This window comes from Allocoleopsis franciscana PCC 7113 (assembly GCF_000317515.1).
Taxonomy (GTDB): domain Bacteria; phylum Cyanobacteriota; class Cyanobacteriia; order Cyanobacteriales; family Coleofasciculaceae; genus Allocoleopsis; species Allocoleopsis franciscana.
The window spans coordinates 1534900-1560454 of record NC_019738.1; the positions used below are offsets into that span (position 1 = coordinate 1534900).

Below are 25555 nucleotides of genomic sequence, written 5' to 3' on the forward strand. Positions count from 1 at the left end.
TTATCGTTTGGGGAATGAAGAGTGATTCACAAATATCAAGCGCACATTTATGTTACCCTCCGACCTTCAGTATTAGATCCAGCCGGAGTGGCGGTGGAGTCGGGACTGAAGCAACTGGGTTACGACAACGTGGAGCAGGTACGAATTGGCAAGTATATTGATTTGATGATAAGCGCTGCCAATGAAGAAACAGCACGGCAGCAACTTGACAGCATCTGCGATCAACTTTTGGCCAATCCAGTGATTGAAAATTATCGGTTTGATTTGGTTGAGGTAGCGGCACTAATGGGGGCGTCGTCATGAAATTTGGGATTGTGGTCTTTCCGGGGTCAAACTGCGATCGTGATGTGGCTTATGTGACTCAGAGTTTACTCAATCAACCCACGCGGATGGTTTGGCACCAGGAAACGGATATATCTGACTTAGATGTGGTGGTGCTACCCGGTGGTTTCAGTTATGGGGACTACCTGCGTTGTGGGGCGATTGCCCAATTTTCGCCGGTAATGGGGCAGGTGGTAGAACATGCTAAGCAGGGTAAGTTTGTTCTGGGTATCTGCAACGGTTTTCAGGTATTAACGGAAATGGGGCTACTGCCAGGGGCACTGGTTCGCAATCGAGACTTACATTTTATTTGCGATCGCGTTCCTGTCAAAGTAGAACGAACCGATCTGCCCTGGACTTCGGCTTATCAAGCTCAAGAGGTCATTACCTTGCCTATTGCTCATGGGGAAGGTCGCTACTATGCCGATTCTGACACGCTCAAAGCATTGGAAGATAACGGACAAGTCTTGTTTCGTTACTCCACAACTACGGGTGAGACAGACGACAAGGGCAACCCCAATGGTTCCTTGAACAACATTGCCGGAATTTGCGATCGCACTGGCAGGGTTTTGGGAATGATGCCGCACCCAGAACGGGAATCAGACTCCCTAATCGGGGGCACTGATGGCCTGAAATTGTTCCAGGGATTATTGGCAACCACCGTCAGTGAAAGCCTATCTCCCTTTAGTTTAGCCAAGTAAGCTGTCATACCCCCTAGTGCATGACGGCAAAAGTTTCTGACCACCTCTGTGCAAGCAGGGGAGCGGGGGAGCAGGGGAGCGGGGGAGCAGGGGAGCGGGGGAGCAGGGGAGATTATAGCTGGTCAGTTATTTCTGCCATGCTGCACTAGAAGGGTAGTAGCTTGTTGTCACCCTGTACGATTTTACAAAAGCTAGGCCGGAGAGATTCCACTTTCCGGCTTGGTTCACCCTATATTTTGCAGTAAGCCTGAACTAACGTTCGGCGTCAAAGCTAAACCCCATTAGTGCGTCGAGGAGCGGCGAGGGGATTCTTAACCAGAGCAACTTTATACAAACTTCATTTTACGCCGACTTAAAAAGGGCAAGTCTATACACAATTTTACGCAGAGATAGAATATTATGATTAAAAAGCTACACTCAGAATATAGTCAATCACCTTAGATTAAGGATCGAGACTCCTTCTGAGGTGAGTAAAAAATACAAACTAGAGAAAAATCAAAAAACATTCTACACTTTTAGCTGGATACTGCCCAACAGAAATATCACCATTAGGCTAATTTGTCAACCGATTGTTAGGTCATGCAGGAATGCATTGTTTCGGTAAGGGCTGATCGGGATAGACACGCCAATAAACGATGAGGAAGGAGACGGAGAATGCCAGTAACTGCAAACACGCCTGAAACCAGCTTGCAGATGAAACCATTGCGATATCGAGGCTGGTTAATTAGTACAAAGGTCGTTGATGGACAGTTATGGTTGCGATGGCAGCACCCTAGAGAAAGCTTCCCTCGTTATAGCTATCCTGTGACCGAAAGAGGACTCGCCGATACCATTCGCTTCGCTCGCTACCTAATTGACTTAGTCATCAAGATGGAAGAGGAATCATTAATGGATTCTGCCGGAAAAGCTAGCTAAGGTTCACAGTTAAGGCATTTTTTATTGCTCCAGTCAGTAGATAAAGCTCACCCTTAACCTGATTTTTTGCACATGACAACGTTAGATCAACTTTAAAGTCTTAATGAAGTTTTCATTAGGTCTTGCCGAACAAATAGCGATCTCTATAGTACCCCTGCTAAGGTGTTGGAACATAGTCTCTTTTTGAGTGAGGAAAAGAGGCTTTTATAATCAGCACACTGAATAGAGAAATTCAGTGAAATTGCGTCTGCGAAGAGACGTTAATTCTTTCAACTCAACAGAATTAACTGCACTTTCCTCATGTTATACATTCCAGGGGAATCAGTATGCTTACTGTACAACAAAACACACAGATCGGTATTCTTAATGGTCATACGTTTCCAGTGACAGCGATTGCATTTAGTCCTGACGGAGAAACACTGATTAGTGCTGGAGATAACAGAATTCAACTGTGGAACCTGACCCGTGGCAAACTAATCCGAACGTTAAGAGGACACGCGGACAATTGGTCAGAATCAGCCGTAACCTCGCTGGCTGTTAGCCCTAATGGCAAGTTTATTGCCAGTGGTGGAACGGATAAAATCATTAAAATATGGCACTTGCAGCACTTTCTTCGCTCTGAGCGGGGTAAAACCCATACCTTAACCGGACACTCTCAAGGGAGTTTGTTAGCGCAAGGCGTGAGAGCGGTAGCGTTTAGTGCAGATGGAAAAATTCTTGCGAGTGGTGGCAGTGATAAAGTCATCAAGCTGTGGGACACGCGAACATGGACAGAAATCTCTACGCTGAGTGGATATTCATACGGGATTGCGTCCCTTGCATTCAGTCCTGTTGAACCCTGCCTGATTAGTACCGCAGGCAATACCATTAAACTTTGGAAACTGGATACGGATGAACAAATTACCTTGGCCGCCTCTTGTGCACCTCGGTCTGTTTGTTTCAATGCAGATGGTCAGACTTTTGCAACAGGTGGATTAAAAGGCGCATTCAGCTTATGGGCATTAAAAATTCAGGAAGAAGTAATTAAAGATACCCTACATTCCAAAGAAATTAAGGCGATTGCTTTTAGCTCTAATGGACAGTTTTTCGCAACGGGTGGTTATGATAATACTATCAAGCTATGGAATGCCTTAACGGGAGACTTAATTAACACCTTAACTGGGCATTCTGATGCGGTTTATTCTCTAGCTTTTTGTCCTGATAGCTCAATTCTTGCCAGTGGAAGTGCGGATAAAACGATTCGATTATGGAAAGTTACGTAAGTATAAAACTAATTTTATTGAGGAATGGGTGAATCTAAAGTCACCTCTTAGCTAGAGTGAGAATTTAGTACTAACTAGGTCTAATTCGTGAGTCAGATTATCCTGCAATGTCTGCAATAACTGCAATTGATAATGCTGTGTTGTTTGTTTGCTCGGCTCTTCCGTAATTTGCAGGTTAGTAATTTTTTCAGCTAGCTTTTGATAGTCATCTAGGGTAGAGAACGCTTGATTGCTGAATCGTGTCAAATAGTCTTTAGCCGCCCGATTATAAGCTTCTTGGACTTCTTCTAAATAAGCATTTGATGAGATAGGTTTCTGGGGTTCAGAATCTTGATTAAGCTTATTCAGGAGATAAGAAGCACCACCTGCTACTACGGCTCCAACGGGTCCACCTAAAATCCAACCGACGCTCGATGTCAAAGCAATAGGAGGAACATCAGTTGATGATTTGGAAGGGGTTGATGGCCCAGGGGGTTCGGGGAGAATCACTTGTGGCTGGCTAGGAAATGGAATCGATAGTTCTCCAGGTTGAGGACAATCAAAAAACTCACAGGCTTGATGAACCCATTTCATAATTGACTGTTCATGTTCTGCGATCGCCTGCTTAAATCCTCCACCTTCCCAATGGTTAAAAGTACCTTGTTGGAGTGCTGAAACAATATTAGATTGATAGGCGTATAGGAGTTTTGGCAGGTACAGCCAACTCATAAAATCAGAAACACTTTTAGAGAACCCTTTCTGAATGAGTTTCTGGGCTTTTTGTTTAATCTCAAATTTCTGATGGCGTTTATTTGCCGCCATTTCTAATTCGCTGCTAACGGTTTGCGCTTTGGTTTGCAAGGCTTGCTGAATTTGGGTGGCGATCGCCTGTACACGGGGAAGCCGAATATCTTGATTTTCATGCTTCACTGCCACAATTGATTGTAAGGCAGATTCAAACATTGCGAGTCCCGTGGTTTGCGCCGCTGATGCATCGCCTTTGAGTCTGGCTCTTAAGGCTGGCAAGGCATCTACGCGATATAAATTACTGATATTATTCGGTAACTCTGAGCGAAAACTTTCAGCCACAAACAGCAAGCGATTATAGACTTGCTTTTGGTCTTCAGGTTCTAGCAAATTCAGGAAATTGGCAACAAAAACAACCGTTTTGATGCCGCGATCCAGGAGCCAATCTCTTAGGTTCTCACGCTCATATAATGTCATAAGTTTTCGAGCATCAAGTACCTGAATCACCAAATCTGCCGTTAGCAGTTGATCGCGTACTAAATCATCCTGTGCTTCTCTGTCATTCGTTCCCGGTAAATCCAGCAATTCCACATTCCTTTGCAGGAAAGAATGGGGACAGTAAACATGAACAGAGGTTACATCGCCGCGCATCCGTCTTTGGTCATCTAGGATGGCATATTGCTTCAGAACTTCAGTGCCACTCTCACTAATTTTTGTACCATCTTTAAAGGTAATTCGAGTGTGTAACTCGTTCCCATATCGGACATGAATCGCCGCGCCTGTTGTGGGAATCAAATCGATGGGTAAGGTACGATTTCCCAGAATGGCATTCAGTAGGGTGGACTTGCCGTAATTAAATGGGCCAAAGACAGCAATCCGAAAAATTGGGTCTTCGATATAGTCGCAAATGGATATTGCATCCCGGTAAAGTTGTGAAGTTTTATCGAGTTCAAGGACTCCAAGCGCCGATCTAAGGTTAGTTACCAGATTTTGATAAACGTTCTGTTCTTGCATACGACTATTCCTATATTTTCCAAGATATGAATTCTCGAATTCATGAAATAGATAAATAAAAAATAACAATTAATTTAATGGGTTTTTTCTATTAGCCCGGAAATGCATTTCCGGGCAGACTGTGTATTTTACTGAAAAGGGTGCAAGATGTCAGTCAACTTACGATAATCGCCTCATATCATTTCCATTTGTATCGAAATTATTCAAAGACCTCAGCGTCCCCCTCTGCGCTCTGGAGCGTAAAAAAATATGATTCCAATGCAAACGGATTCGATATCACTCCCGATGAGACTGAGTACTAGAACCAACAGCCATCAGATGATTCCGAACTAAATATTCAAACTGATAAAGGTAGGCGGCGGTAATCACTCGATACAGTGTAGGTAGTGTGAATAAATCTCTCAATTCATCCCACCAACCCAGCAAATGATAGAGAGAGTTAAACGAGGATGAGAAGATAATCTCAATCATGCTACTCACCGCTAGTGCTAAAGCGATCGCCATCCAACCATAGAACCCTTCCCACCAACTCATTAAGGTAGGGATTACCCCTTCAGATGTACTCATTCCTGGCGATCGGCTAGCGGGAGCATACCGATCTAAAAATATATGAAGCAAATGGTGGGCAACAGCAATTACTAAAATCGGCGACAGTAAAGCTAAGAAATACAACACGATTCTCAACTTCGGTGAAAGCTCCATCAGGGAGTAACTGTATTGAAAAATTATTCTGATGGCAACAGCAATTCCCCGGACGAGCAAAATTAGGAGAATTGCACTCATCCACGAATTAGGGTTAGGAATCCAAACCAGCCAATTTCTCATCTTTTAAACCTCACAGATTAGATAGTCGTTGAATTCTGTCAAGTCAGGCAACCACAGATAGAAAGTTCTGATACAGCGTCTCAATATTCTGTAATTCGGAGGAAACATCAGTTTCCAATTTATTCAGACGATCCAATTCTGCCTCCTGATTAATTTCATAGGATTCCTTTTGCTTGAGCAGATTATCTAACTCCGCTTTCCGCGCCTGAATATCATCATCAATTCGCTTGGTGACTTCGCGCTCATAGGCATCAAAGCATTCTTTAACGGCATCATGAACCGGTAACCATTGCTCATTTGCCACTTGAGGTAGATATTTCACCAATTCTTTTTTAGCGGTTTTCACCAACTCTTGTCGGGCTTGATCGGCTTGCATAAAGCCAACCCCCATACCAATTAATGCCAGTCCAATTGGCCCTAAAAAAATACCTGTAACAGCAGAGAGAATACTACCAATGCCAATTACTGCTACATAGTTGAAGAGGATATTTTTCCAATCGAAACCGGCTCCTGCCATTGCCACACCCGCGATGTTACCACGAGCTAGGGAAAACAAACCCATTGCCCACTTTGTCCATCCGGGTGAGTTATCCTCGTCTACTGAGGCGTTGGAATTAAGGTTGATCTTTTGTCCGGTGAGTTTTTCAGTAATCCGATCCGTCACTTGGTTGTAGGATGCACCATACTCTACCGCACTTCGAGATAATCCTAAGAAAGCAGCATTCATCTCTTGCTCTGCGGTAAGACTCCAAGCCGCAAACTTATCTGTAATGTACTGCTCAAAGGCTTTTTGCAGTGCAGCATTGAAGGCTTCCCGTTTACCTTTACTCAAAAAATCCAGCAATTTTAGCTCAGGTTGATAGCGAATAAAATCAGTTTCAAAGGTGTTGCCCAGATTTAAAACATAGGCGCGGAAAGAATCAGCGATCGCTCTTGCTTGAGTATCTCTAGTGGAACGAATTTCAGCTTGGAATTGGTCGCGAATATCGATTAATTTGGTAAATTCAGGTTCAACTGAAAAAATCCGTTCTTTGAGTTGCTTGACATCCTTTTCCAGTAAAGGAACACGGCGTGCGATCGCTTCTTTGGCATGGCTGCAAGTTTGGCGTGCCAAGGTTCTCGCTTGCCGCAACTCGGAGATTGCCCGTTCCTGAGTCAAAAACGTGTTGAGTGCGCCCATGAACTCCGGAAATCCTGTTCCTGCTAAAGAAGCAGAAGCATCTTTCATCCGCTTTCTCAGCGCCTTAATCGCGGAAATTTCAAACACTCGCTCCTCATAAACATTATGACCATCCACCAAGCAGTAATCCGCTAAATTCGCTTTAAAAACTCGACGCAGTTTCTCTTCAGATTCTTGCAGTTCTTCCTCATCATCGGGGTCAATTAATGACTCACGCACCTGATCCCAAGCATTAATTAAAAAGAAAACCGTCAATCCTCGACCTTTGATGTAATTTTCCAGATAACGGCGTTCCCCAAGCGTACAAGGTTGTGATGCTCTGAGCACAAAGAGAATAGCATGGCAATTATTGATATAACCCAAAGACAATTCGTTCCGAGATTCTGTATCATTGAGTCCCGGACTATCAACAATTTCCACGCCCTTTTCTAACAGAGGTAAGGGATACTCAACGACGGCATAGTCAACTCCTGGAAAAGCTTGCTTTTTTTCTTGTTCGAGTTGCTTGGCTTCAGCCGGATCGATCGTGTACTTATACTTAAATTCTTTAAAATCTAGCTGTTCCGGGCTTCTTCCGTCATTGAAATAAACCGTCACTTTTTTTTCAGAGCCATAGCGTAAAACTGTTAATAGTGCGGTACAGGGATTGACATCACTGGGTAATAAATTCTCTCCAATTAAAGCATTGAGGAAAGTACTTTTCCCTCGTTTCATATCTCCTAAAACCAGTAGCCGAAATACACCACTCCGGAGATTTTTACTCGCCACCTTAAGGTCGTCAATTTCTACCTCTAACCCCAGTCCTCCCGAAGTTTGTTTTCCTTCTGTTTCAGATTGGTTGAGCGTTTCGGCAATTTTAGCCAGAGAATTCGACACTTCATAACGGACTTGAGTCACTCGATTCAAATCGTTGATGAAACTGTCAGCTTCAATTTTATAACTCATTGAACTTCCTTGATGAAAAACTAGAGGTCTAGACTTAGGGGGTTTCTGCCCACCTGACTAGAAGTAAAACTTTAAGCAGGTGAAGTTAATAAACACTCATAAATAAACTCAATACTCCGACATTGGGTTAATACATCAGAATCCAAACTCTTCAGACGCTTTAATTCAGCATCCTGATTAAATTCTTGAGAACCCTGTTGCTTGAGTAAATTATCTAGCTCTGCTTTCCGAGCTTTAATATCATTGTTTACCCGCTTGGTCACTTCACGTTCATAGGCATCAAAACAGTCTTTGACGGCTTGATTAATCGGTGTCCATTGCTCCTGGGCAATTTGAGGTAGATATTTCACAAACTCTTTCTTGGTGGCTTTAATCAATTCTTGACGAGCTTGATCAGCTTGCACGGCACCAATTCCCAACCCTAGCAGGGCAATGCCAAGTGGTCCTGTAATACCAATCAATGGAATCGAAAAAACCGTTAAAAAACCCCAGATCCCAATCACACCCAGAGCATTGACGAGGATACTTTTCCAATCAAAACCCGCTCCTGCCAGTGCTATGCCAGCAACGTTACCTGTTGTTAACATTAAAAACCCCATCGCCCAACTTGCCCAAGCTGGAGAATTCTCTTCTTCACTCCCTGTCGGGGTATATATCTTTTGCCCAATTAATTTTTCACTCATCTTCTCAGTCACCTGACTATAGGAAGCCCCATAGTTGGCTGCACTTTTGGCGAGTTGGGAAAAGGCGTCGTTCATCTCTTGCTCGATCGTCAGTTCCCAAGCCGAAATTTTGTTATTAATGTATTGCTCAAATGCCTGTTTGAAGGATACACTAAACTCTTCTCGTTTCCCTTTTTGCAGAGCATCCACAAAGGTAAGCGTTGGCTGATATTGAACAAAATCAGTTTCAAACGTGTTCCCTAAGTTCAAAACATAGTTACGAAATGAATCGGCGATCGCTGTTGCTTTCCGATCACGCATTTCTCGAATTTCGTCCTGAAATTGCTCGCGGATATCGGCAAGTTGGTTAAATTCAGGTTCAAGCGAGCTAATTTTGGCTTGTAACTCCTTGACATCTTGACTGAGCAAAGGCAGACGACGTTCAACAGCTTCATGAACACGAGTGTGAGTTTGTCGTGCTAGAGTTCTCGCTTGTCTCAATTCAGCAATCGCTCGCTCCTTGGTTAAAAAAGTGTTGAGAGCCGCCATAAACTTGGGAAAGCCCGTTTTTTCTAGCGGATCGATAGGGTTTTTTAACCTTAGACGCAGCGCATTCAAGGAGGAGAGTTCAAAGACTCGCTCCTCGTAAACATTTCTGCTCTCAACTTGACAATAGTCTGATAGATTAGTTTGAAAAACTTGACGGACTTTATTCTCTGCTTCTTGGACGGCTTCTAGATTATCGGGATCGAGCATTTCTTTGCGAATTTCATCCCAAGCATTGATTAAAAAGAAAACCGTTAATCCTCGATTTTTAATGTAATTATCTAGATAGCGACGCTCTCCCAGTGTTAAGGATTGAGACGCTCTGAGAATGAACAGAATAGCGTGGCAGTTATGGATATAACCCAGAGAGAGTTCATTGCGTGCTTCGGTATCATTTAATCCCGGACTATCCACAATTTCAATACCCTTTTCCAGTAAGGGTAAGGGATATTCAACGACAGCATAGTCAACCTCAGGAAAGGCTTGTTTTTTCTCTTGTTCTAATCGCTTAGCTTCATCCGGGTCGATCGTATATTGCTGCTTAAATTCGTGAAATCCCAGTTGTTCGGGACTTTTGCCGTTTTTAAAGTAAATCGTTACTTTTTTCAGGGGGCCATAACGTAAAACCGTCAGCACTGCTGTACAAGGATTTACATCACTCGGTAACAAGTTTTCACCAATTAAGGCATTGACAAACGTACTTTTTCCTCGTTTCATATCGCCTAAAACGAGTAATCGAAATACACCTTGGCGTAAATTTTTACTGGCAATATTGAGGTCTTCTATTTCTTCCTCTAAACCCAATTCACCAGAGATACTTTTCCCTTCAGATTCGGCTTGCTCTAGAGTGGCAACCATCTGATTTAGGCAATTAGCCACTTCTGAGCGAACTTTGGCAACTCGCCCCAAATCATTGATCAAACTGTCCGTTTCAACTATATAGCTCATGGTTGTGACCTGATAACCTCCGATTGTTGGACAAGGTAGAGCCAGGAATTGGGATGAGTCTGCCGTTGAGAAGCTTCTGTGAATACAAGAGCGGGAATTATTAGAGTCCCAACTCCCAGAGATCGCGTAGTGTCTTGGTAGGATAATCTTTGGCAGGAATCGCTATCCTACTAAATTTCCCATAACCTTAACCTTGAAGCCTCTCTCCTGCCTAGCTCTAAGTTATGAAAATTTAATTTAATTGAGCCTGAATTGATATATGAGGTAAGCGTCTATAGAGATAGAACGCTCACATCCGTCTGTTTGTCGGCGGTACTTATTGTGTTATCAGTCTTTTATCGGGACTTTACGCCAAAAATTGATTAATTTTTGACAAAATGAGATTCTATCAGGGGCTAAGGGAGAATTTTAATCATTAGGATACCAGTCGCCCAAAAATTAAGCAGGGTGCTTTCGGAAGCACCCTGCTCGTAGAGTTACTAGAGAAGTTAATTTTTTTAATAATTTAAGAATCTTTTTGCCTAACCCTAGATAGCCATACCTAGGGTGCCAATCAGGTCTGGGGAATGCCTAACACACCCTAAACGTCTACATAATAGGTTATTTCGTCTTTTGCTCGCCAAGACCACCTCCTGTGAGGTTAGTTCCCCTCCTCTGAATGCGTGCTTTTGGAGTTGACGAACGTTTCTTTGGAGATATCTATCCCTTTGATCTTGGACGATGAGCGCTGCCCTAAAGCCGCTTTGAGCTTTGACTTAGAACTTTCGCCTTCAAGATGAATCTGAATTTTCGGTCCTGAGCTAGCTAGACGAATGATCATCCCATCTACGACTGGCATTTGGGTAATGCGCTTGCCATCGATATAGGTTCCATTCGCACCTAAACTGACAATTTCCCAACTTAAACCATTGCGCCGTATCTCTACGTGATGCCGAGAAACCACAGCACTGTACAAAATGACTTCATTATCTGTCGAGCGCCCAATCCGAATTACAGATTCGGGTTCAAAGGTCCAACTTTGAACAGGCACGGACTGGAGAGGATGCAGCAGGGTCAGAGTAATCACCGATATTACATCTTTCAAAGACTTTCGCCTTGCGGCCTCTTGACTCTTTAGACTCCCCCCGCCTTGCTAGGAGCGGGAGTTTCCTTGGAGAATCAACTGACGCCTTTGCTTAAGTAAGTTCCAGGGAATCCAAACTCATAAAGTTATGAATTCACTCCACTTATTTTCGCTAACGACTATTGAGCGTTCAACACTTCGGTCTTTCGACTGCTTTAGCAAAGAAAACGAGAGGCAAAGTGTTAACGTCATAGTCTTCATAATTGAATTATCTAATAAGTCAAGGGAGGCTGCTAGCTCAATATAAATTATTACTACCCATCGCTAGTTACCTCTTTGGCCTGTACAGTTAGCCTGCACATTATGGAAGTCGCCCATCCGACTCCTAAAAATTGGCAACTCGCGGGAGTGCCATCTTGACTAAACTATCACTCTAAGGCTACCACTTAAAAATCCGGTCTGCAATTTGCTTTGACCCCTCACCCCTTATTCTTAGGTGAGCTGGTTTAGAGCAATTCACAGACCCTGAGAGAGCTAACCATCAAGTGCTTTGGAACAAAAATGTCACTTGGTCACCTTTCCCCAAACTAATGCGATCGCCTGAGCGCAATCGATGTCGATTTCCCGGAAGAAGGGGAGTATGGTTGATATAAGTGCCGTTAGAGCTTCCCACATCCTCAATGTAGTAAATGTCGCCCTCGACCCGGATATCGGCATGAACCCGAGAAACAATCTCAGAGTTAGGAAGACCAGAAACGTCAATATCCGGTGGAATCTGGTCATTGGGCTTACCCACATGAACCACGGAGAGATTAGGCGGCAACTCAAACTTCACATTCGTTTGGACGTGCAGCAAATTTGCCGATTGGATCTGTAATTGAGTTCTGGCAGCGCCAGGAGTAGAAATCGGGGGTGGGGTTGTGCTACTGGGTGTTTTGGCTGACGTTTCCGATTGACCCACAACAGGAAACGGGGGTAGAGTTCCTGGATCAGGAGAACTCTCGTTTTCGACCTCCGCGCTACTTGGTTGACTGACAACGGTAGCAGGAAGTGGGGTGACTGGATTAGAAATAGGTGGATTCGTATAACTCGGTTCCACCTCAGGCTGTTGAGAACTGATAGACACAGGTTCTGGTGCAACAAGGGGTTCCGGGGGCACCAAGTTCGGTATATCAGGAATTGAGTTAGGAGCAGATGTCATGGCTGCCTCTATCGGGTCACCTGCATTCAGCAGATTAAACCCACACTGACCGCAGAAGCTAGCATCTGTCTGAACAGTAGAACCACAGTTCGGACAAGTCGTAGTTGCGGGTAACGGGGTATAGCAAGCTTCACATTGGGTTGCTCCATCTGGATTTTGGTGATTGCAGTTAGGGCAGACAATCATAGAACCTCCTTGCCGCCAGTATTGATCCTCCCTATTTGACATGCTCCCGCCGCTAAACGCTTTTAGCGAGGGATTCCCAACCTCAGTTTCCCTTAGTCGGTTCTCAGTTCATCCAGTCCAGATTCATTGACACTACTCTCGCAGTCGCCAGCCAGAGGTGGAGTTCTGAGCGTTCGAGCTTTTGGCTCCAGTTCCCTAATGCCTTTAGGTACTGTTTATCTTAGCGAAGCGACGCTAACGCGCCACTAATGCTTTTTTTGATGTTGGTACTCCGTTGGTTCCCCTAGCGAGGATAACGCTGGTTCTCGACACATATAGGTCTCTATGCAAGTCTTCTCGGATGCGAGAGACGCTACATTTTGTATGATGTCGCCCTACGCTTTAGGAGACGGGGTATTGCAACCTGTCTGATAATAGCAAATCCCTGAGTACCCTTCATTGAGCTAATGTCCCACTAAACTAGGTCTAACCACTTTAGAGAGCGAACATCATCCAACCTAACGGGTCTGTCAAGAGCCTGGTGACGGAATCCGGAAGCACAATAGGCAGTAATAGTTTATAAACTATTAACTGAAAAAAATCCTATTTTTTCAATTTTTGACCTGCTGCCTCATCTAAAAGCCACCACAGTTCTCCTTGGGGTTTGATCAGCCGCGCTGGGTAGGTCATGGCATCGGCCTCATCGGCAAATATCTGAGCTAGAGCAGGTTGTTTACTGGCACCTGCCACTAAAAAAATCACGCAATGAGCATGGTTGATCAGGGGTGCGGTAAAGGTGATGCGAGGCTGACCATCTTTGTTCCCGACCGTAACGAGACGGTCTGTCATTTGCAGCGCATCGGTATGAGGAAACAGGGAAGCCGTATGGGCGTCGTCGCCGATGCCTAACAAAATGATATCCAAATGGGGAAACTCCCCTACAGCTACCTTGAAGAACTCACGCAGATAGTCATCGTGCTTCTGAGCGTCAGCGGCTGGACTCTCGCCATCTGTGGACATGGGATGAATGTTAGCCGCAGGGATATCGACTTTGTCTAACCAGGCATGACGTGCCATTCGTTGATTGCTATCGGGGTGGTCAGCAGGTACATAGCGTTCATCACCCCAGAAGACATGGATTTTATCCCAGGGGAGGTCAAGGCTAGCGATCGCTTCATATAAAGGCTTCGGTGTGCCACCCCCAGCAAGGGCGATCGTACACTGACCCCGTTCGGAGATGGCAGCTTGCATTTGGGAGAGGACAACTTCGAGCGATCGCGCAATGAGTGCCTCTTTGTCGGGTAAAACTTCAACCGTCTTGTTCATAAACTCCTACGTTTGTGACTTTGTCGTTCTCAATAGGGGTTCTGGCGTTAATTTTGCCTCGCAATACGCTACAGTAGACTACCACTATGAGGCTAATGCGAAAATGACACTACCACAAAGCCGACGAGAAATCGGTAAATTGAAGGTGTTATTTTGTTCTGGAGAAGTTCACGCGAGGGCTTGGAGTCTCCCCACAAGCTTCTCCAATTCCATGCGTTAACATGAGCAAGTCCCTATCGTTGAGCCATCCTTGCTGCTTCTGGATCGGATCTTCCTGCGTAGGTGAAAAGGGGTAGGTTTAGGACAGCTTGCGAGAGTAAATTTGTAAATGGCTTACACAGTTCTTAAGAGACATAACCGATGAAAAGTAGTCCTGTCTATTCCCCCTTCACAGCTCTAGCCCTCAAGGTTGTCGGACTGATTATGATTGTGTCTTCCTTGGTGGATTACATCTTTCTAGCCATTCCTTTGAATGCGGGACAGAGGGCTTGGCAGCTAGCCTATGTAGGTCAATTGGTGGACCGGGGGATCTTGCCGATGGTCGGGATCGCCTTTTTGCTACTAGGTTATTGGTTGGAAAGCAGCATGGGTGCACCTGCGTCAGAAGGAAGATCGCTGGTACAAGACTTAAGATTTTGGGCGCTTTTGCTTTCCAGCCTATTGGGACTCATTTTTCTTTTGGTGTTGCCACTGCACATCAACAATGTAGTTCAGCAAAGCGATGCTGAACTCAAGCAGCTCAATGATCGAGTCACTCTCGCTCAATCTCAAATTGAAGGCCGAGCACAGCAAATTGGTGCCCTTGTTAAAGATCCCAAAGGACTGGCACAGCTCAAACAACAGCTTACAGAGTTAAACCAAGCGCTTGAGAGTGGTCGAGTTCCAGCCGAACAGCAGCCTCAGGCAAAGGCTTACCAACAACTCTTACAGACTATTACGCAAAATCCGACGAAAGCGATTAGTCAAGAAGTTGATGCCGCGAAAGCCAAAATCATTAAAGAAAAGCAAGATTTAGAAAATCAGACCAAGACTGGAGCGATGAAGTCTGCTTTAAGGACGGGTTTGAGCAGTTTGCTATTGGCGATCGGCTACATCACCATAGGTTGGTCAGGATTACGAAACGCAGGCAGGTAGAAACGGCTGCCTCATCGGTGTTCCTACTACGGCAAAATGCTGTAAAACCCAGTGGATGGGAGACAGCAGATTAAAACTTACTAAGCTCTTAGAGCGATCAATCATTTCCCCTCTTTTCTTGGCTGGAAAGGAGTCCTCAAATCTATCCAAAGATATCAGCCCAAATCTATAGAAACCCAAATGAGGCAGAAGACCAGAGAATCCGAGAAATAGCTCAGCTCTGGTTTTTAAGGATTTATTGGAGTGGTGGGTATTTTACCCTAATCAATCCTATGGAACGTTGGGCAGTCCCTGTTTGGCGTGGAATAGTCTCTTTTCCTGTGGATTGTCTCTGCCTAACGCTAGATGCTCTCTCTGTTAAAATGTTTTCAGTGATACCACTTATTTGGAAAAATTTTCAGGCTTGCGTTCGGTGTCCAATTTGTGGCGCTTACCCCCTAGATCACGTATTCGGCCTCTGAAATCAGAACGAAACGTGGAGGGTTCGGAATCTCAACACAAATGTCGATACTTGCAACAATTCTTTACAAGCCTTACAAATAGGAATGGAACCCTCTGCTACGAACACTGCTTCACTGGGAGCAGCTAAGCGTGGTTTGGCAGGAACAGACCCTCATAAAAAGCGGGTTTATCTGCTAAGTTCGCGTACTGTGCAGTCCATATAGGGCTTGCTGTTCGTTTCGTTAAGGTTTCCAATGTTGTGTTCCACTCAAACCAGTGATTGAGGCGGTAACGACAAAAATTAAAGAGCCATTGTCAGGAGAGTCGGTGATCTGTGATCCAACGCTTAAAGCAGGACTTGAAGAATGACCTGATTGCAGGTCTTCTGGTCGTAATTCCTCTGGCTACGACCATCTGGCTGACCATCACGATCGCCAGTTGGGTGATTGAGTTTCTCACTCGTATTCCCAAGCAAATCAACCCCTATGATAACCTCCACCCTATATTGGTCAATCTGCTAAATTTGCTGGTGGGATTGACCGTGCCCCTGCTGTGTATTTTGCTGATTGGCTTAATGGCACGTAATATTGCAGGGCGGTGGTTGCTGGATTTGGGGGAGCGGGTTTTACAGGCGATTCCCTTAGCCGGGGCGGTCTATAAAACATTGAAACAGTTGTTGGAAACGCTTTTAAAAGATACGAATGGAAAGTTCCGGCGTGTCATTTTAGTTGAGTATCCCCGACAAGGAATGTGGGCACTGGCTTTTGTGACGGGCGTGATGAGCAGTGAGATTCAATCTCAGATGGCTCGTCCCATGTTGAGTATTTTTATCCCCACAACCCCTAATCCCACAACTGGATGGTATGCCATTGTTCCAGAAGACGAAGTAATTAATCTTTCCATGTCCATTGAAGATGCCTTCAAGGTCGTCATTTCCGGTGGAATTGTCAGTCCCTCCCCATCCTCGTTAGCCATTTCTCCTAAAGCAACTTATGCCCAAAAACCACTAGAGCAACCCTTGCCTGAGTTAAGGCGGCAGGCATTACCCACAGAAGAGATTTAATTTCCATTCAAGAGCCTGTAATGGTCAGAATTAACGCGGTGAACTACGATAGCGACGACGCCAAAGAAATTACTTCTAAATCCCTATCTCAAATCTGTGTATAAATCTCTATAACCTTACCCTACCCCCGACGCTAACCATGCTTCAACCCCGCCGAATAGCCCGCGAACTGGCTCTGTTGAGCCTCTCACAAATGCCGAGTACGCCAGATAAACTCGATGCTCAGCAGATGAATAATCTCGTCTTAGCCGCCGTCCGCACCCTGACCGGAGAAATTCAAGAAGCATTAGAAACCGCAGCGGCTGAACTCCAAAGAGGGAGCGATCGCCTCCTGACGAGTGAAACTCGTGCTAGCGATGTGCTTAGTGCTAAAGCCATGGTGGCGGATGCCATTGATCTAGCCCAGAAAGCCATCAACCGATTGGGAACAGCGGTTGAAATTCCAGAAGTGGTTCAGCTCACGAATCAGCATGAAGTCCGCACTTACGCCTTAGAAATCCTCAAAACGATCAATCGTAGACAAACCGAGATTGATCAAAGCTTGACCCAAGCCCTGCAAGATTGGCAACTGAACCGTCTGGCACATATTGACCGAGACATCTTGCGGATTGCTGTGGCAGAAATGACATTCTTGGGTATCCCCGATCGCGTCGCCATCAACGAAGCTGTGGAACTGGCTAAGCGCTACAGCGATGATGAAGGACACCGATTTATCAACGGTGTGTTGCGCCGCGTCACTGACCGTCTGAAAATAGAAGCCCGCCTGCACCTGCAATAGAAAAGTCTATTTTAGACGTGCAATTTCATCTATCTTGAGAGTCGTTAGACTTGACGGTAGAGAGCGTCAAATAGTTGGATAAGGTGGAGGGGCAATTCCCCTGGGGTTGCCTGGGTTCGAGCTGTGTGAGAAAAGTCAAATGGTTTTTAATTGGTTCCGCCGACAGTTTGGCAATAGCGACGGGTCTTCAGAGGAGACTTCTACCGAAACTCCCCAGGTTGAACAGGAACAAGAGGTCACTGAGGAGCAAGAATCAGGAGTTGCCGATGATGACCTCCTGAATTGGGCGAAAACGGCTTACAAAAACATTCAAAAGCAGCAAGAGGAGGCAACAGAACCTCAGGAGGAACCCTCTACCCCAGAAATGGCTGAGGCGATTCCTGAAGAAGAGTCTGCTTCCGAACAACCGACTGTCGCGGAATCTGAGGTAGAAATTACGACAGAAGCCGCAGAACCGACAACGGGTAAATTGGCTGACCAAACAGTAGAGGAAACGGCACCGACCGCTGAAACCTTATCCGAAGCCTCACCCGATGCGGTATCGGTTGAATCTCAAGAAGAGATAGCGGAATCAGAACCAGAAGCTGAAGCCGTAGAATCCCCAGTTGTGGCGGAAGCCTCAGAGGCAGAAGAGGCAGAAATACCCGTCACCACCGAATCGGTAACGGTTGAGTCAGCCCCACCTTCCACGGAAGAACCCACAACAGTGGCATCCACTGAGCAAAAAACATCGGCAGTACCCCCGATTACCGAAGACCCAACTTCCGTAGAATCTGAAACCCTATCCCCAGTTGCCGCAGAAACGGAGTCAGCCCCCACTACCCCTGTACCCATTTGGGCACGCTCCAGTGCAGAACGGCAGGCACGACTGGAACGCCTGAAGGAAACGGCGATTGAACTGCCAGAACCTGAACCGATCAGGGTACCGGTTCAGCCGGTTGAACCAGCCACCACTACAAGGGTTAAGGGAGAGGTCATTTCGGGTCTGGCCTTTGATGAAGGGTTCATGTGGTCAGCCCAAGTACTGGCAGCACAGGGGCGTCGTCCAGAAGATGTTTCCGTCGAAGAAATTAGTTGGCTCAATCGACTGCGTCAAGGACTGGATAAAACCCGCCGCAGCTTAATTAACCAGCTCAAGGCGATTGTTGGTCAAGGGCCGTTGAATCAAGACGCCGTGATGGAGATTGAGGCACTGCTGTTGCAGGCTGATGTCGGTGTCGAAGCAACGGACTATATCATCAATACCCTGCAACAAAAATTGCGGGAGGAAGTCTTGCCACCGGAGCAAGCGCTCGCCTATCTTAAGCAAATTATCCGTGATTTGCTTGACCGACCTCTCCAGGAATCTTATAGCCCGACTTTTGTCCCGGAAAAAGACACCCTGAATATTTGGTTGATGACTGGGGTGAATGGTGCGGGTAAGACTACAACCATCGGAAAACTCGCTCACCTCGCCCAGAAATCGGGCTATCGCTGTTTAATTGGGGCTGCTGATACCTTCCGGGCGGCAGCGGTGGAACAGGTGAAGATTTGGGGAGAACGCAGTGGCACGGAGGTGATTGCGAATCCGGGGAAAAATACCGACCCGGCGGCGGTGGTGTTTGATGCCATTACAGCAGCACAAGCCCGAAATACAGAATTACTCCTAATAGACACCGCAGGGCGTCTGCAAAACAAGAAAAACCTGATGGAGGAACTCGCGAAAATTCGGCGGATTATTGATAAAAAAGCCCCTGACACTCAGGTTGAATCTCTCTTGGTTCTAGATGCCACCCTTGGTCAAAATGGTCTGCGTCAGGCGGAAGTCTTTTCACAAGCGGCAAAACTCAGTGGTGTGGTTTTAACCAAACTGGATGGCACGGCGAAAGGAGGCGTTGCCTTAGCTGTGGTGCAGCAATTGGGTTTGCCGATTCGATTTATTGGTGCGGGTGAAGGGATTGAAGACTTGCGTCCTTTCTCTAGTTACGAGTTTGTTGAAGCTTTACTCAGTGGTTAGTCGGTTCAGATTTCCCCTCGACTTCGCTAGTACAGAAATTATTGATTGACCCACTCAGCCTTTGCCAGTCATCGAATCTGGCAATTTCCGTTAAATTGAAAGAAGTCACGGCGAAGGAAGATAGATGTCAGCACAACTGTTACTGGTAGATGATGAGCCAGGAGTACGGGTATCGGTCAAAGAATACCTACAAGAAGTTGGGGGTTTTGATGTACAGGTTGCCAGTAATGCCGATGAAGCATGGCAGATGTTGCAACGCAAAACACCAGACCTTGTGATTTCTGACGTCATGATGCCCAAAGTTGATGGGTATCAGTTTCTGAAACAGTTACGTGATGACCCCCGGTTTAAAACTCTGCCAGTGGTCTTTCTCACCGCCAGAGGGATGACTTCAGACCGAATTCAGGGTTATCACGCGGGGGTTGATGCCTATTTGCCGAAGCCGTTTGACCCGGATGAATTAGTCGCGATTGTTGAGAACTTATTGGGACGCCGCACTGCTAATGCTGGAGAGGCATCAACCAGTACCGAACTAGAGCAAATTGCTCAGGAAATTGCGACAATTCGAGCCATGTTAGACCAAAGACCGGGCATTGCTCAAACCCCTCCCCCCATTCGCATTGATTTTACGCCGCGAGAGCAGAGTGTTTTAGATTTGGTGGCAGAAGGATTGATGAATAAAGAAATCGCCCGACGCTTAGAGACTAGTGTCCGCAATGTTGAGAAGTATGTCAGCCGCTTATTTAGCAAAACGGGAACCAACAGTCGCACGGAGTTGGTTCGTTACGCTTTGGAACATGGCTTAACCAAGTGAATCGTTACATGGTTTCTTTTCTTCACAATTTGGGGTAATACAACCCCTCATAATATGTATTTAATTTGCATCTTGTAAAGAAAGATGTACTTTTCTAAGGTAATTCAGGGAAATCCTGATATTGTTCATTTATTACCTTAGAAAAAAGATAATAAAGAATGAAAGTTTCACAAAATAACAAACATTTAGGTGAATCAATTGCTCTGGGTGCTGTCTTAGTGGCAACGAGTGTTGGCATCTTTGTTGTGATGATGATGCAAAGCGGTGTCTTGCCCTAAAAAATTTAAGTAAATCAGTAATTCATCCCGCAGTTAGTAGTTGTGGGATGAATTTTTTTCAAGGTTGGGGCTATGGCAGCACCATTCAACCTAATATTTCTGTATAAATGTTAACAGCGATCGCACTTAGGCTGAGAAGCCTCAATCCTCACCTTCTGCAAAATTAATCCTTTCGTAAAGTTCGCTAAAAGCAATTTTAAAATCGACCGATTGGAGAGAGAATACCGAATCTTCTGCTTCAAACTCAGTAAACAGCCATTGCCCCTCAGCCGTTTTCACATACTGCATCAGATGATATTGAGATTGGTCGATTAAAATATATTCCCTCAACTCAGGAATTGACCGATAATACAAAAATTTATCGCCTTGGTCGTAATTTTTAGTAGACTTCGATAACACCTCAGCAATCAGCAATGGATTCATCACAGTCGTAGTATTCGTTCCTGTATAGGTAGGTTGGCCCTGGATTACCATCACATCTGGATAAGTGTACTGACGATAACGAGGTATCCATAACCGTACATCACCAATATAGATATCGTATTTTTGCCCTTTTAAACCAAACTTCAAGTTAGCAGCAAAATTCAGAGCAATTTTGTTGTGATTCGTTGTCCCTCCTGTCATAGGAACGATATCTCCATCTTGGTATTCACTTTTGAATTCAGCCGCTTCCTCAAGTTCTAAATATTCTTCTGGAGAGTAGGAGCGTTTCTGTGTTTGTAGTTGCATAAATAATTAAATTGATAGCCTAGATAAAGACGCAAGGATTGGGCGCATGAGCCAGAATAGCCAAAACATATCGCCATCAGCCGTTAGTAGCCCCGCATTACCCTACTTTTACGATACTATTCCCCAAAGTGGAATCAGCCAATTTGTCGGGCGCGACAAGGAACTCGAAACCCTACACCAACTATTACAGGAACACGACCAAGTTGCAGTCACGGGTATCAGTGGCATCGGCAAAACCGAATTAGCCATTCACTACGCCAAGGCTAATTTAAACCATTACACAGGCGGTATCTGCTGGTTATTTGCCCGTTCCGATTTAGGAGTGCAGATTGTAGAATTTTCGCTGTTGCATTTCCCAAATTTCACCATCCCCGATAAACTAACTCCCACTACTCAAGTTCAGTATTGCTGGCAGTACTGGCAATCTCTACTTGTCTCTCCTTCCCAACAGGGGAATGGGGAGGTTCTCATCATTATTGATAATCTCACTGACTATTCCCAGATACAGTCCTACCTACCACTATCCTCATCTGGTTTTAAGGTACTAATTACCACAAGGCTGCAACTCAAACAGCCAGTACAGATGCTATCTTTAGACGTTCTATCACCACCCGCCGCCTGGGAATTATTAGCATCGCACATCGGCAAATATCGGGTGAAAGATACCAGGGGCAAGCCTTTTGGAATTGACTCTAAACGAAAACCAAGCAAACACAAGGTTAAGGCGAATCGAACTTCCGCATTTGTCCCCCCTCTTAAAGGAGAGGGACAGGGGGAGAGGTTAACGGTAGCCCAACAGCTATGTGAATTGCTGGGTTATTTACCGTTAGGGATAGAGTTAGTAGGGCGGTATCTAGAACAAGAGCGGAATTTATCTTTAGAAAAGATGCGATCGCGCCTTGAACGTGCCTCCAAGAACCAATTACACTTGCAGCAACAGCACCTTAATCACGAGTCTATCATCCAGCCTGAAGCTAACACCGATAATAATTTAACAGCTCAATTGAGTATAACGGCAGCCTTTGAATTAAGTTGGAAACGTTTAGCTCAAGAGGCGCAAGAATTAGGCTGTTTGCTTAGTATATTTGCCTCAGCTCCTATTTCTTGGACACAAGTAGAAAGTGTATACGGTCAGCTATACCTACCAGGGGCTTTATTAGGACAATTACTGAATATCTCACCCGATAATTCACAAGCCAATATTGAAAATCTGATAACAACGCTGCTAGCCAACCTCAAAGTATTTAGAAGTCAATTAATACAGCTAAATCTATTGCAACATAGGGGAGAAGAAACGTATCAACTGCATCCACTGATTCGTGAGTTGTTTCAAGAAAAACTGGAAAGCTTAGAGCAATCCAGGAACTTAAAAGAAACATTTTGTCAAGTAATGATTGCTGTAGCCAAGCAAATTCCTGACTCACCCAGCCGCGATTTAATTGGGGCTGTGACTTCTGCCGTCCCCCACATAACAGAAGCCGCTACAACACTACAAGAATTTTTGAGCCATGAGGATTTAATCCAATCCCTAGAAGGCTTGGCCTGGTTTTATCAAAGCCAAGGGTTCTATGACTTAGCCACCCCTTGGTGGGAGCAATGCGTCTGGCTCACGCAAAACTACCTTGGCTCAGATCATCCTGATTTGGTTACCAATTTACACAATTTGGCATGGAGTTACTATGCTCAGGAGCGCTACACCGAAGCCGAACCCTTATCTGTGCAAGCCTTGGACATTTGTGAGCAAAAGTTAGGGGCAGAGCATCCCCTCACAGTGGCAACCCGTAAAAACCTGGAAACTCTGTACCTGGTTCTCAAAAAATGACTTCTAGAAGAGCGGTAATCAGCCGCGCTGGCGGCTAGTCCTGATGGGGTGATAAGCCGCCGAAAGTATTGAGGATTTTAAGCCTGTCTCCATTTAGCGATCGCATTGAGGGAGATTATCCTTCCTGATTAAGGGGGTAGTCAACCCCAATTTGCTCTGAGGTAGCCAATTTTCTGCATAAGCTCCCCAGCCTCAGAGATATAGGTTGGGAGAGAGTCAAGTGACTCAACCTATCTACCGACTCATGACAGTGCGTAAAATGCGTAAATTCTTCCTACTCTCCCGATAATAATGACTTTTAAAGCGATGCCTTTATAACTTTGAGGCAATTTTAAATAAGTTTTTTAACCTTTTTGGACTGGTGGGTTATTTCTGCCGCGCTGCACTAGCTCCTGATTACTGAGTAATGTGGCTACTGAGTACTTGTTTGAGATTCTGCATCCGCATTTTAATCATTGCCTCTAAACTCCAGCGAATTACTGTACTATCGAGCAAAGGATTCAGCTCAAACTTGACAGCATCCACAATGCGGGTTGATTCAGCCGTAATCGCCATGAACTGATGGGTATGTTCCCAGACACGGAAAGGGCCAGTGACCTGTTCGTCTTTAAAACAGACCGGTGGGTCCCAATGGGTGATTTGAACTCGCCAGTCCAGTCCTAAACCGAAAAGTTCCAACCTCAGGGGCAAGTGAGTACCTAAACCACAAACAATATTAGATTCTTTGAGCCGAACTGAGAGGAGAGGTGGAGCGATGCGTTCTAGAAGCTGTACATCCTCGTGCGCTTCCCAAACCGCTGCCACCGGAAGGGGGACAGTTTCGGCGATCTCAATTCGTTCCAAAAGATCTGTTTCCCACAAACATTTTTACGCCTATATGTAAATGTACTGCAATTGCCTCTCAATTTCACAGTTGACGATGCTTGTAGTGACCAGTCATCCTAGCCTTTATCTCAAGTAGCGATTTAATCCCAATACCCAATTCCCATGAGCCTCAGAGCGATTTGCTTCGCTGGCTGCCCACTATAGTCTAAAATTCGCTTGATTGTTCCTAAGGATATCCTTAAATTATGTCGAATCAATCTCCTATCCCAGTCGTTGTCAACGGAGCTTGTGGCAAAATGGGCCGCGAGGTCATTAAGGCGGTTGCTCAAGCCGAGGATATGACCTTAATCGGTGCAATCGAGCGCAACCCCCAATACATCGGTCAAGATATTGGTGAAGTGATCGGATGCGGCCCTCTGGAAATTCCGGTACTCAACGATCTACAAGCGAATTTAGTGCTGGCTACCCAGGAAAAAGTACAGGGTGTCATGGTTGATTTTACTCACCCTGATAGCGTTTATGAGAATGTTCGGTCTGCGCTCGCCTACGGAGTTCGCCCCGTCGTTGGCACTACCGGTTTGTCTCCAGAACAAATTCAAGACCTTGCTGATTTTGCGGAAAAAGCCAGCACTGGCTGCTTACTGATTCCCAATTTCTCCATTGGCATGGTCTTACTTCAACAAGCTGCTGTTCAAGCCTCCAAATACTTCGACCACGTCGAAATTATCGAACTCCATCACAACCAAAAAGCCGATGCCCCTAGCGGTACCGCTATTCAAACTGCCCAACTACTAGCCGAATTAGGAAAAACATTTAATCCAGCTATTGTTAAAGAAACGGAAAAATTAACGGGTGCTAGAGGAAGTGTAGCCGAAGAAAATATTCGGATTCACAGTATCCGCCTTCCCGGATTACTGGCTCACCAAGAAGTAATTTTTGGTGCACCCGGTCAAATCTACACCCTGCGTCACGATACCTCAGACCGCTCTTGTTACATGCCCGGAGTGCTTCTCGCCATTCGCAAAGTCACCCAACTTAAATCCCTTGTCTACGGATTAGAAAAAATCCTCTAAACGCTAACTATGCTAGTTCCCATCACCCGCCAGAAGTTTGAACAAATCATTCCCGTCCTTGCGACAGGCCCCCAGTATGGTTACTTTTGGGGCAAGTTTCCAGATTTCTTAAAACGACTCTTAATTTCTTTAATTTCCGTCGTTGGGGTTTCGCTTTTAAGAGTGTTTTTTGGCAGTAGTTTCGATGGCTTAATCTTGTTACTCTGTATCATTGCTGGGCTTTATTGGCTGTGGGGGCCCATTTATTGGGCAACGATGCGTAATATGGAGATTCGCCGCTACCCATACAGTGGCTTCTGGCGCGGTGAAGTGGTGGATGTATATGTGACAGAGGATTTGATTGGTAAAGAAGAAACGGTGAATAATAGCGGTGAGTTAGTCATCGTTGAAAACCGGGAACGACGCCTCAATGTGGAAGTGGAGGACGAAAACGGATTCGGGACACGAGTACAAGTTCCTCTGCGGCGCATCCACAAAGGAATTGCTGCCGGTCAAGTTGCGGAGATGTTGGTATTGTCCTATCAACCTGACTTGAGGAATATTGTTAAGACCACGGATATTTATATCCCTAGTCTGAACCGTTTTGTGAGTGATTATCCTTACCTACAACCCGATGTGTTTGCCCAAGTCAGTCAGAAATTGAGCCAATTTGAAGAGGAGGAAGAACCAGTGAAACGTGGAAAAAATAAGCGTCGCAGGCGTTAAAAAAATAAGGGTAACGGCACGATATGATCGTACCCCTACAGATGCGATCGCCTAAATCCGCGCAATCTCAGAATGCGATCGCATCACTCATTCAACC

General features: G+C 45.3%; 21 protein-coding genes. 12 read left to right on the forward strand and 9 right to left on the reverse strand.

The window, feature by feature from the left end:
* Positions 1 to 21 precede the first annotated feature (21 nt).
* The 4 genes from purS to MIC7113_RS06530 all read left to right on the forward strand — a co-directional run bounded on the left by purS (position 22) and on the right by MIC7113_RS06530 (position 3199).
* Positions 22 to 303 (forward strand): phosphoribosylformylglycinamidine synthase subunit PurS, encoded by a 282-nt coding sequence (gene purS, locus MIC7113_RS06515; protein WP_015181386.1) that lies wholly within the window; start codon positions 22 to 24, stop codon positions 301 to 303.
* Complete coding sequence (gene purQ / locus MIC7113_RS06520; RefSeq protein ID WP_015181387.1) at positions 300 to 1022, forward strand: phosphoribosylformylglycinamidine synthase subunit PurQ; 723 nt, start codon at positions 300 to 302, stop codon at positions 1020 to 1022. Before purS ends, purQ begins: the two co-directional genes overlap by 4 nt.
* 654 nt (positions 1023 to 1676) lie before the next feature.
* Positions 1677 to 1937 (forward strand): hypothetical protein, encoded by a 261-nt coding sequence (locus MIC7113_RS06525; protein WP_015181388.1) that lies wholly within the window; start codon positions 1677 to 1679, stop codon positions 1935 to 1937.
* Between the two features lie 326 nt (positions 1938 to 2263).
* Positions 2264 to 3199 carry a WD40 repeat domain-containing protein gene (locus MIC7113_RS06530; protein WP_015181389.1) on the forward strand — a complete coding sequence of 312 codons (936 nt, stop codon included), beginning with the start codon at positions 2264 to 2266 and terminating at the stop codon, positions 3197 to 3199.
* A gap of 51 nt (positions 3200 to 3250) precedes the next feature.
* On the opposite strand, the gene MIC7113_RS06535 is transcribed toward MIC7113_RS06530, so the two are convergent.
* The 7 genes from MIC7113_RS06535 to pgl all read right to left on the reverse strand — a co-directional run bounded on the left by MIC7113_RS06535 (position 3251) and on the right by pgl (position 13800).
* A complete protein-coding gene (locus MIC7113_RS06535) occupies positions 3251 to 4939 on the reverse strand; it encodes a dynamin family protein (protein WP_015181390.1) in 1689 nt (562 codons plus the stop codon).
* Positions 4940 to 5215: 276 nt separating this feature from the next.
* Entirely contained in the window at positions 5216 to 5764 is a 549-nt protein-coding gene (locus MIC7113_RS06540) for a hypothetical protein (protein ID WP_015181391.1), read from the reverse strand.
* Positions 5765 to 5807: 43 nt separating this feature from the next.
* Complete coding sequence (locus tag MIC7113_RS06545; protein ID WP_015181392.1) at positions 5808 to 7889, reverse strand: dynamin family protein; 2082 nt, start codon at positions 7887 to 7889, stop codon at positions 5808 to 5810.
* Between the two features lie 71 nt (positions 7890 to 7960).
* The gene (locus MIC7113_RS06550; protein ID WP_015181393.1) at positions 7961 to 10045 is read right to left on the reverse strand and encodes a dynamin family protein; all 2085 of its coding nucleotides are present in this window, start codon (positions 10043 to 10045) and stop codon (positions 7961 to 7963) included.
* 640 nt (positions 10046 to 10685) lie between these two features.
* Positions 10686 to 11111, reverse strand: a complete 426-nt coding sequence (locus MIC7113_RS06555; protein WP_015181394.1) for an FHA domain-containing protein — start codon at positions 11109 to 11111, stop codon at positions 10686 to 10688.
* Between the two features lie 538 nt (positions 11112 to 11649).
* Positions 11650 to 12495, reverse strand: a complete 846-nt coding sequence (locus tag MIC7113_RS06560) for an FHA domain-containing protein (RefSeq protein WP_015181395.1) — start codon at positions 12493 to 12495, stop codon at positions 11650 to 11652.
* 582 nt (positions 12496 to 13077) lie between these two features.
* Positions 13078 to 13800: a 6-phosphogluconolactonase gene (pgl, locus tag MIC7113_RS06565; protein WP_015181396.1), complete on the reverse strand. Its 723-nt coding sequence runs from the start codon at positions 13798 to 13800 to the stop codon at positions 13078 to 13080.
* A 360-nt stretch (positions 13801 to 14160) separates the two neighbouring features.
* On the opposite strand from pgl, the gene hpsJ-B reads away from it, so the two are divergent.
* From hpsJ-B to MIC7113_RS06590, 5 genes are all read left to right on the forward strand, one after another.
* On the forward strand, positions 14161 to 14934 hold the full coding sequence (gene hpsJ-B / locus MIC7113_RS06570; protein ID WP_015181397.1) for a hormogonium polysaccharide biosynthesis protein HpsJ: 774 nt from the start codon (positions 14161 to 14163) through the stop codon (positions 14932 to 14934).
* 775 nt (positions 14935 to 15709) lie between these two features.
* Positions 15710 to 16438 (forward strand): DUF502 domain-containing protein, encoded by a 729-nt coding sequence (locus tag MIC7113_RS06575; protein ID WP_015181398.1) that lies wholly within the window; start codon positions 15710 to 15712, stop codon positions 16436 to 16438.
* A 139-nt stretch (positions 16439 to 16577) separates the two neighbouring features.
* Positions 16578 to 17216, forward strand: a complete 639-nt coding sequence (gene nusB / locus MIC7113_RS06580) for a transcription antitermination factor NusB (protein ID WP_015181399.1) — start codon at positions 16578 to 16580, stop codon at positions 17214 to 17216.
* Between the two features lie 139 nt (positions 17217 to 17355).
* Positions 17356 to 19212 carry a signal recognition particle-docking protein FtsY gene (gene ftsY, locus MIC7113_RS06585; protein WP_015181400.1) on the forward strand — a complete coding sequence of 619 codons (1857 nt, stop codon included), beginning with the start codon at positions 17356 to 17358 and terminating at the stop codon, positions 19210 to 19212.
* Positions 19213 to 19336: 124 nt separating this feature from the next.
* Positions 19337 to 20026 carry a response regulator transcription factor gene (locus MIC7113_RS06590; protein ID WP_015181401.1) on the forward strand — a complete coding sequence of 230 codons (690 nt, stop codon included), beginning with the start codon at positions 19337 to 19339 and terminating at the stop codon, positions 20024 to 20026.
* Between the two features lie 419 nt (positions 20027 to 20445).
* On the opposite strand, the gene MIC7113_RS06595 is transcribed toward MIC7113_RS06590, so the two are convergent.
* A complete protein-coding gene (locus MIC7113_RS06595; RefSeq protein ID WP_015181403.1) occupies positions 20446 to 21033 on the reverse strand; it encodes a Uma2 family endonuclease in 588 nt (195 codons plus the stop codon).
* A 46-nt stretch (positions 21034 to 21079) separates the two neighbouring features.
* Between MIC7113_RS06595 and MIC7113_RS06600 the strand changes: the two genes are divergently transcribed.
* Positions 21080 to 22855, forward strand: a complete 1776-nt coding sequence (locus MIC7113_RS06600; RefSeq protein WP_015181404.1) for a tetratricopeptide repeat protein — start codon at positions 21080 to 21082, stop codon at positions 22853 to 22855.
* Between the two features lie 396 nt (positions 22856 to 23251).
* Here MIC7113_RS06600 and MIC7113_RS33085 read toward each other — a convergent pair whose 3' ends face one another.
* Entirely contained in the window at positions 23252 to 23698 is a 447-nt protein-coding gene (locus MIC7113_RS33085) for an SRPBCC family protein (protein WP_172642227.1), read from the reverse strand.
* Between the two features lie 227 nt (positions 23699 to 23925).
* Here MIC7113_RS33085 and dapB point away from each other — a divergent pair, with 227 nt between their 5' ends.
* A complete protein-coding gene (gene dapB / locus MIC7113_RS06610; RefSeq protein ID WP_015181406.1) occupies positions 23926 to 24753 on the forward strand; it encodes a 4-hydroxy-tetrahydrodipicolinate reductase in 828 nt (275 codons plus the stop codon).
* A gap of 9 nt (positions 24754 to 24762) precedes the next feature.
* Positions 24763 to 25458 carry a hypothetical protein gene (locus MIC7113_RS06615; RefSeq protein WP_015181407.1) on the forward strand — a complete coding sequence of 232 codons (696 nt, stop codon included), beginning with the start codon at positions 24763 to 24765 and terminating at the stop codon, positions 25456 to 25458.
* The last annotated feature ends 97 nt before the right edge of the window (positions 25459 to 25555 follow it).

What these genes read in the sequence shown, in the direction of transcription:
- purQ (WP_015181387.1), top strand. Translation starts at nt 300, where the DNA reads ATGAAATTTGGGATTGTGGTCTTTCCGGGGTCAAACTGCGATCGTGAT.
- MIC7113_RS06525 (WP_015181388.1), top strand. Translation starts at nt 1,677, where the DNA reads ATGCCAGTAACTGCAAACACGCCTGAAACCAGCTTGCAGATGAAACCA.
- MIC7113_RS06530 (WP_015181389.1), top strand. Translation starts at nt 2,264, where the DNA reads ATGCTTACTGTACAACAAAACACACAGATCGGTATTCTTAATGGTCAT.
- MIC7113_RS06535 (WP_015181390.1), bottom strand. Translation starts at nt 4,939, where the DNA reads ATGCAAGAACAGAACGTTTATCAAAATCTGGTAACTAACCTTAGATCG.
- MIC7113_RS06540 (WP_015181391.1), bottom strand. Translation starts at nt 5,764, where the DNA reads ATGAGAAATTGGCTGGTTTGGATTCCTAACCCTAATTCGTGGATGAGT.
- MIC7113_RS06545 (WP_015181392.1), bottom strand. Translation starts at nt 7,889, where the DNA reads ATGAGTTATAAAATTGAAGCTGACAGTTTCATCAACGATTTGAATCGA.
- MIC7113_RS06550 (WP_015181393.1), bottom strand. Translation starts at nt 10,045, where the DNA reads ATGAGCTATATAGTTGAAACGGACAGTTTGATCAATGATTTGGGGCGA.
- MIC7113_RS06560 (WP_015181395.1), bottom strand. Translation starts at nt 12,495, where the DNA reads ATGATTGTCTGCCCTAACTGCAATCACCAAAATCCAGATGGAGCAACC.
- pgl (WP_015181396.1), bottom strand. Translation starts at nt 13,800, where the DNA reads ATGAACAAGACGGTTGAAGTTTTACCCGACAAAGAGGCACTCATTGCG.
- hpsJ-B (WP_015181397.1), top strand. Translation starts at nt 14,161, where the DNA reads ATGAAAAGTAGTCCTGTCTATTCCCCCTTCACAGCTCTAGCCCTCAAG.
- nusB (WP_015181399.1), top strand. Translation starts at nt 16,578, where the DNA reads ATGCTTCAACCCCGCCGAATAGCCCGCGAACTGGCTCTGTTGAGCCTC.
- ftsY (WP_015181400.1), top strand. Translation starts at nt 17,356, where the DNA reads ATGGTTTTTAATTGGTTCCGCCGACAGTTTGGCAATAGCGACGGGTCT.
- MIC7113_RS06590 (WP_015181401.1), top strand. Translation starts at nt 19,337, where the DNA reads ATGTCAGCACAACTGTTACTGGTAGATGATGAGCCAGGAGTACGGGTA.
- MIC7113_RS06595 (WP_015181403.1), bottom strand. Translation starts at nt 21,033, where the DNA reads ATGCAACTACAAACACAGAAACGCTCCTACTCTCCAGAAGAATATTTA.
- MIC7113_RS06600 (WP_015181404.1), top strand. Translation starts at nt 21,080, where the DNA reads ATGAGCCAGAATAGCCAAAACATATCGCCATCAGCCGTTAGTAGCCCC.
- dapB (WP_015181406.1), top strand. Translation starts at nt 23,926, where the DNA reads ATGTCGAATCAATCTCCTATCCCAGTCGTTGTCAACGGAGCTTGTGGC.
- MIC7113_RS06615 (WP_015181407.1), top strand. Translation starts at nt 24,763, where the DNA reads ATGCTAGTTCCCATCACCCGCCAGAAGTTTGAACAAATCATTCCCGTC.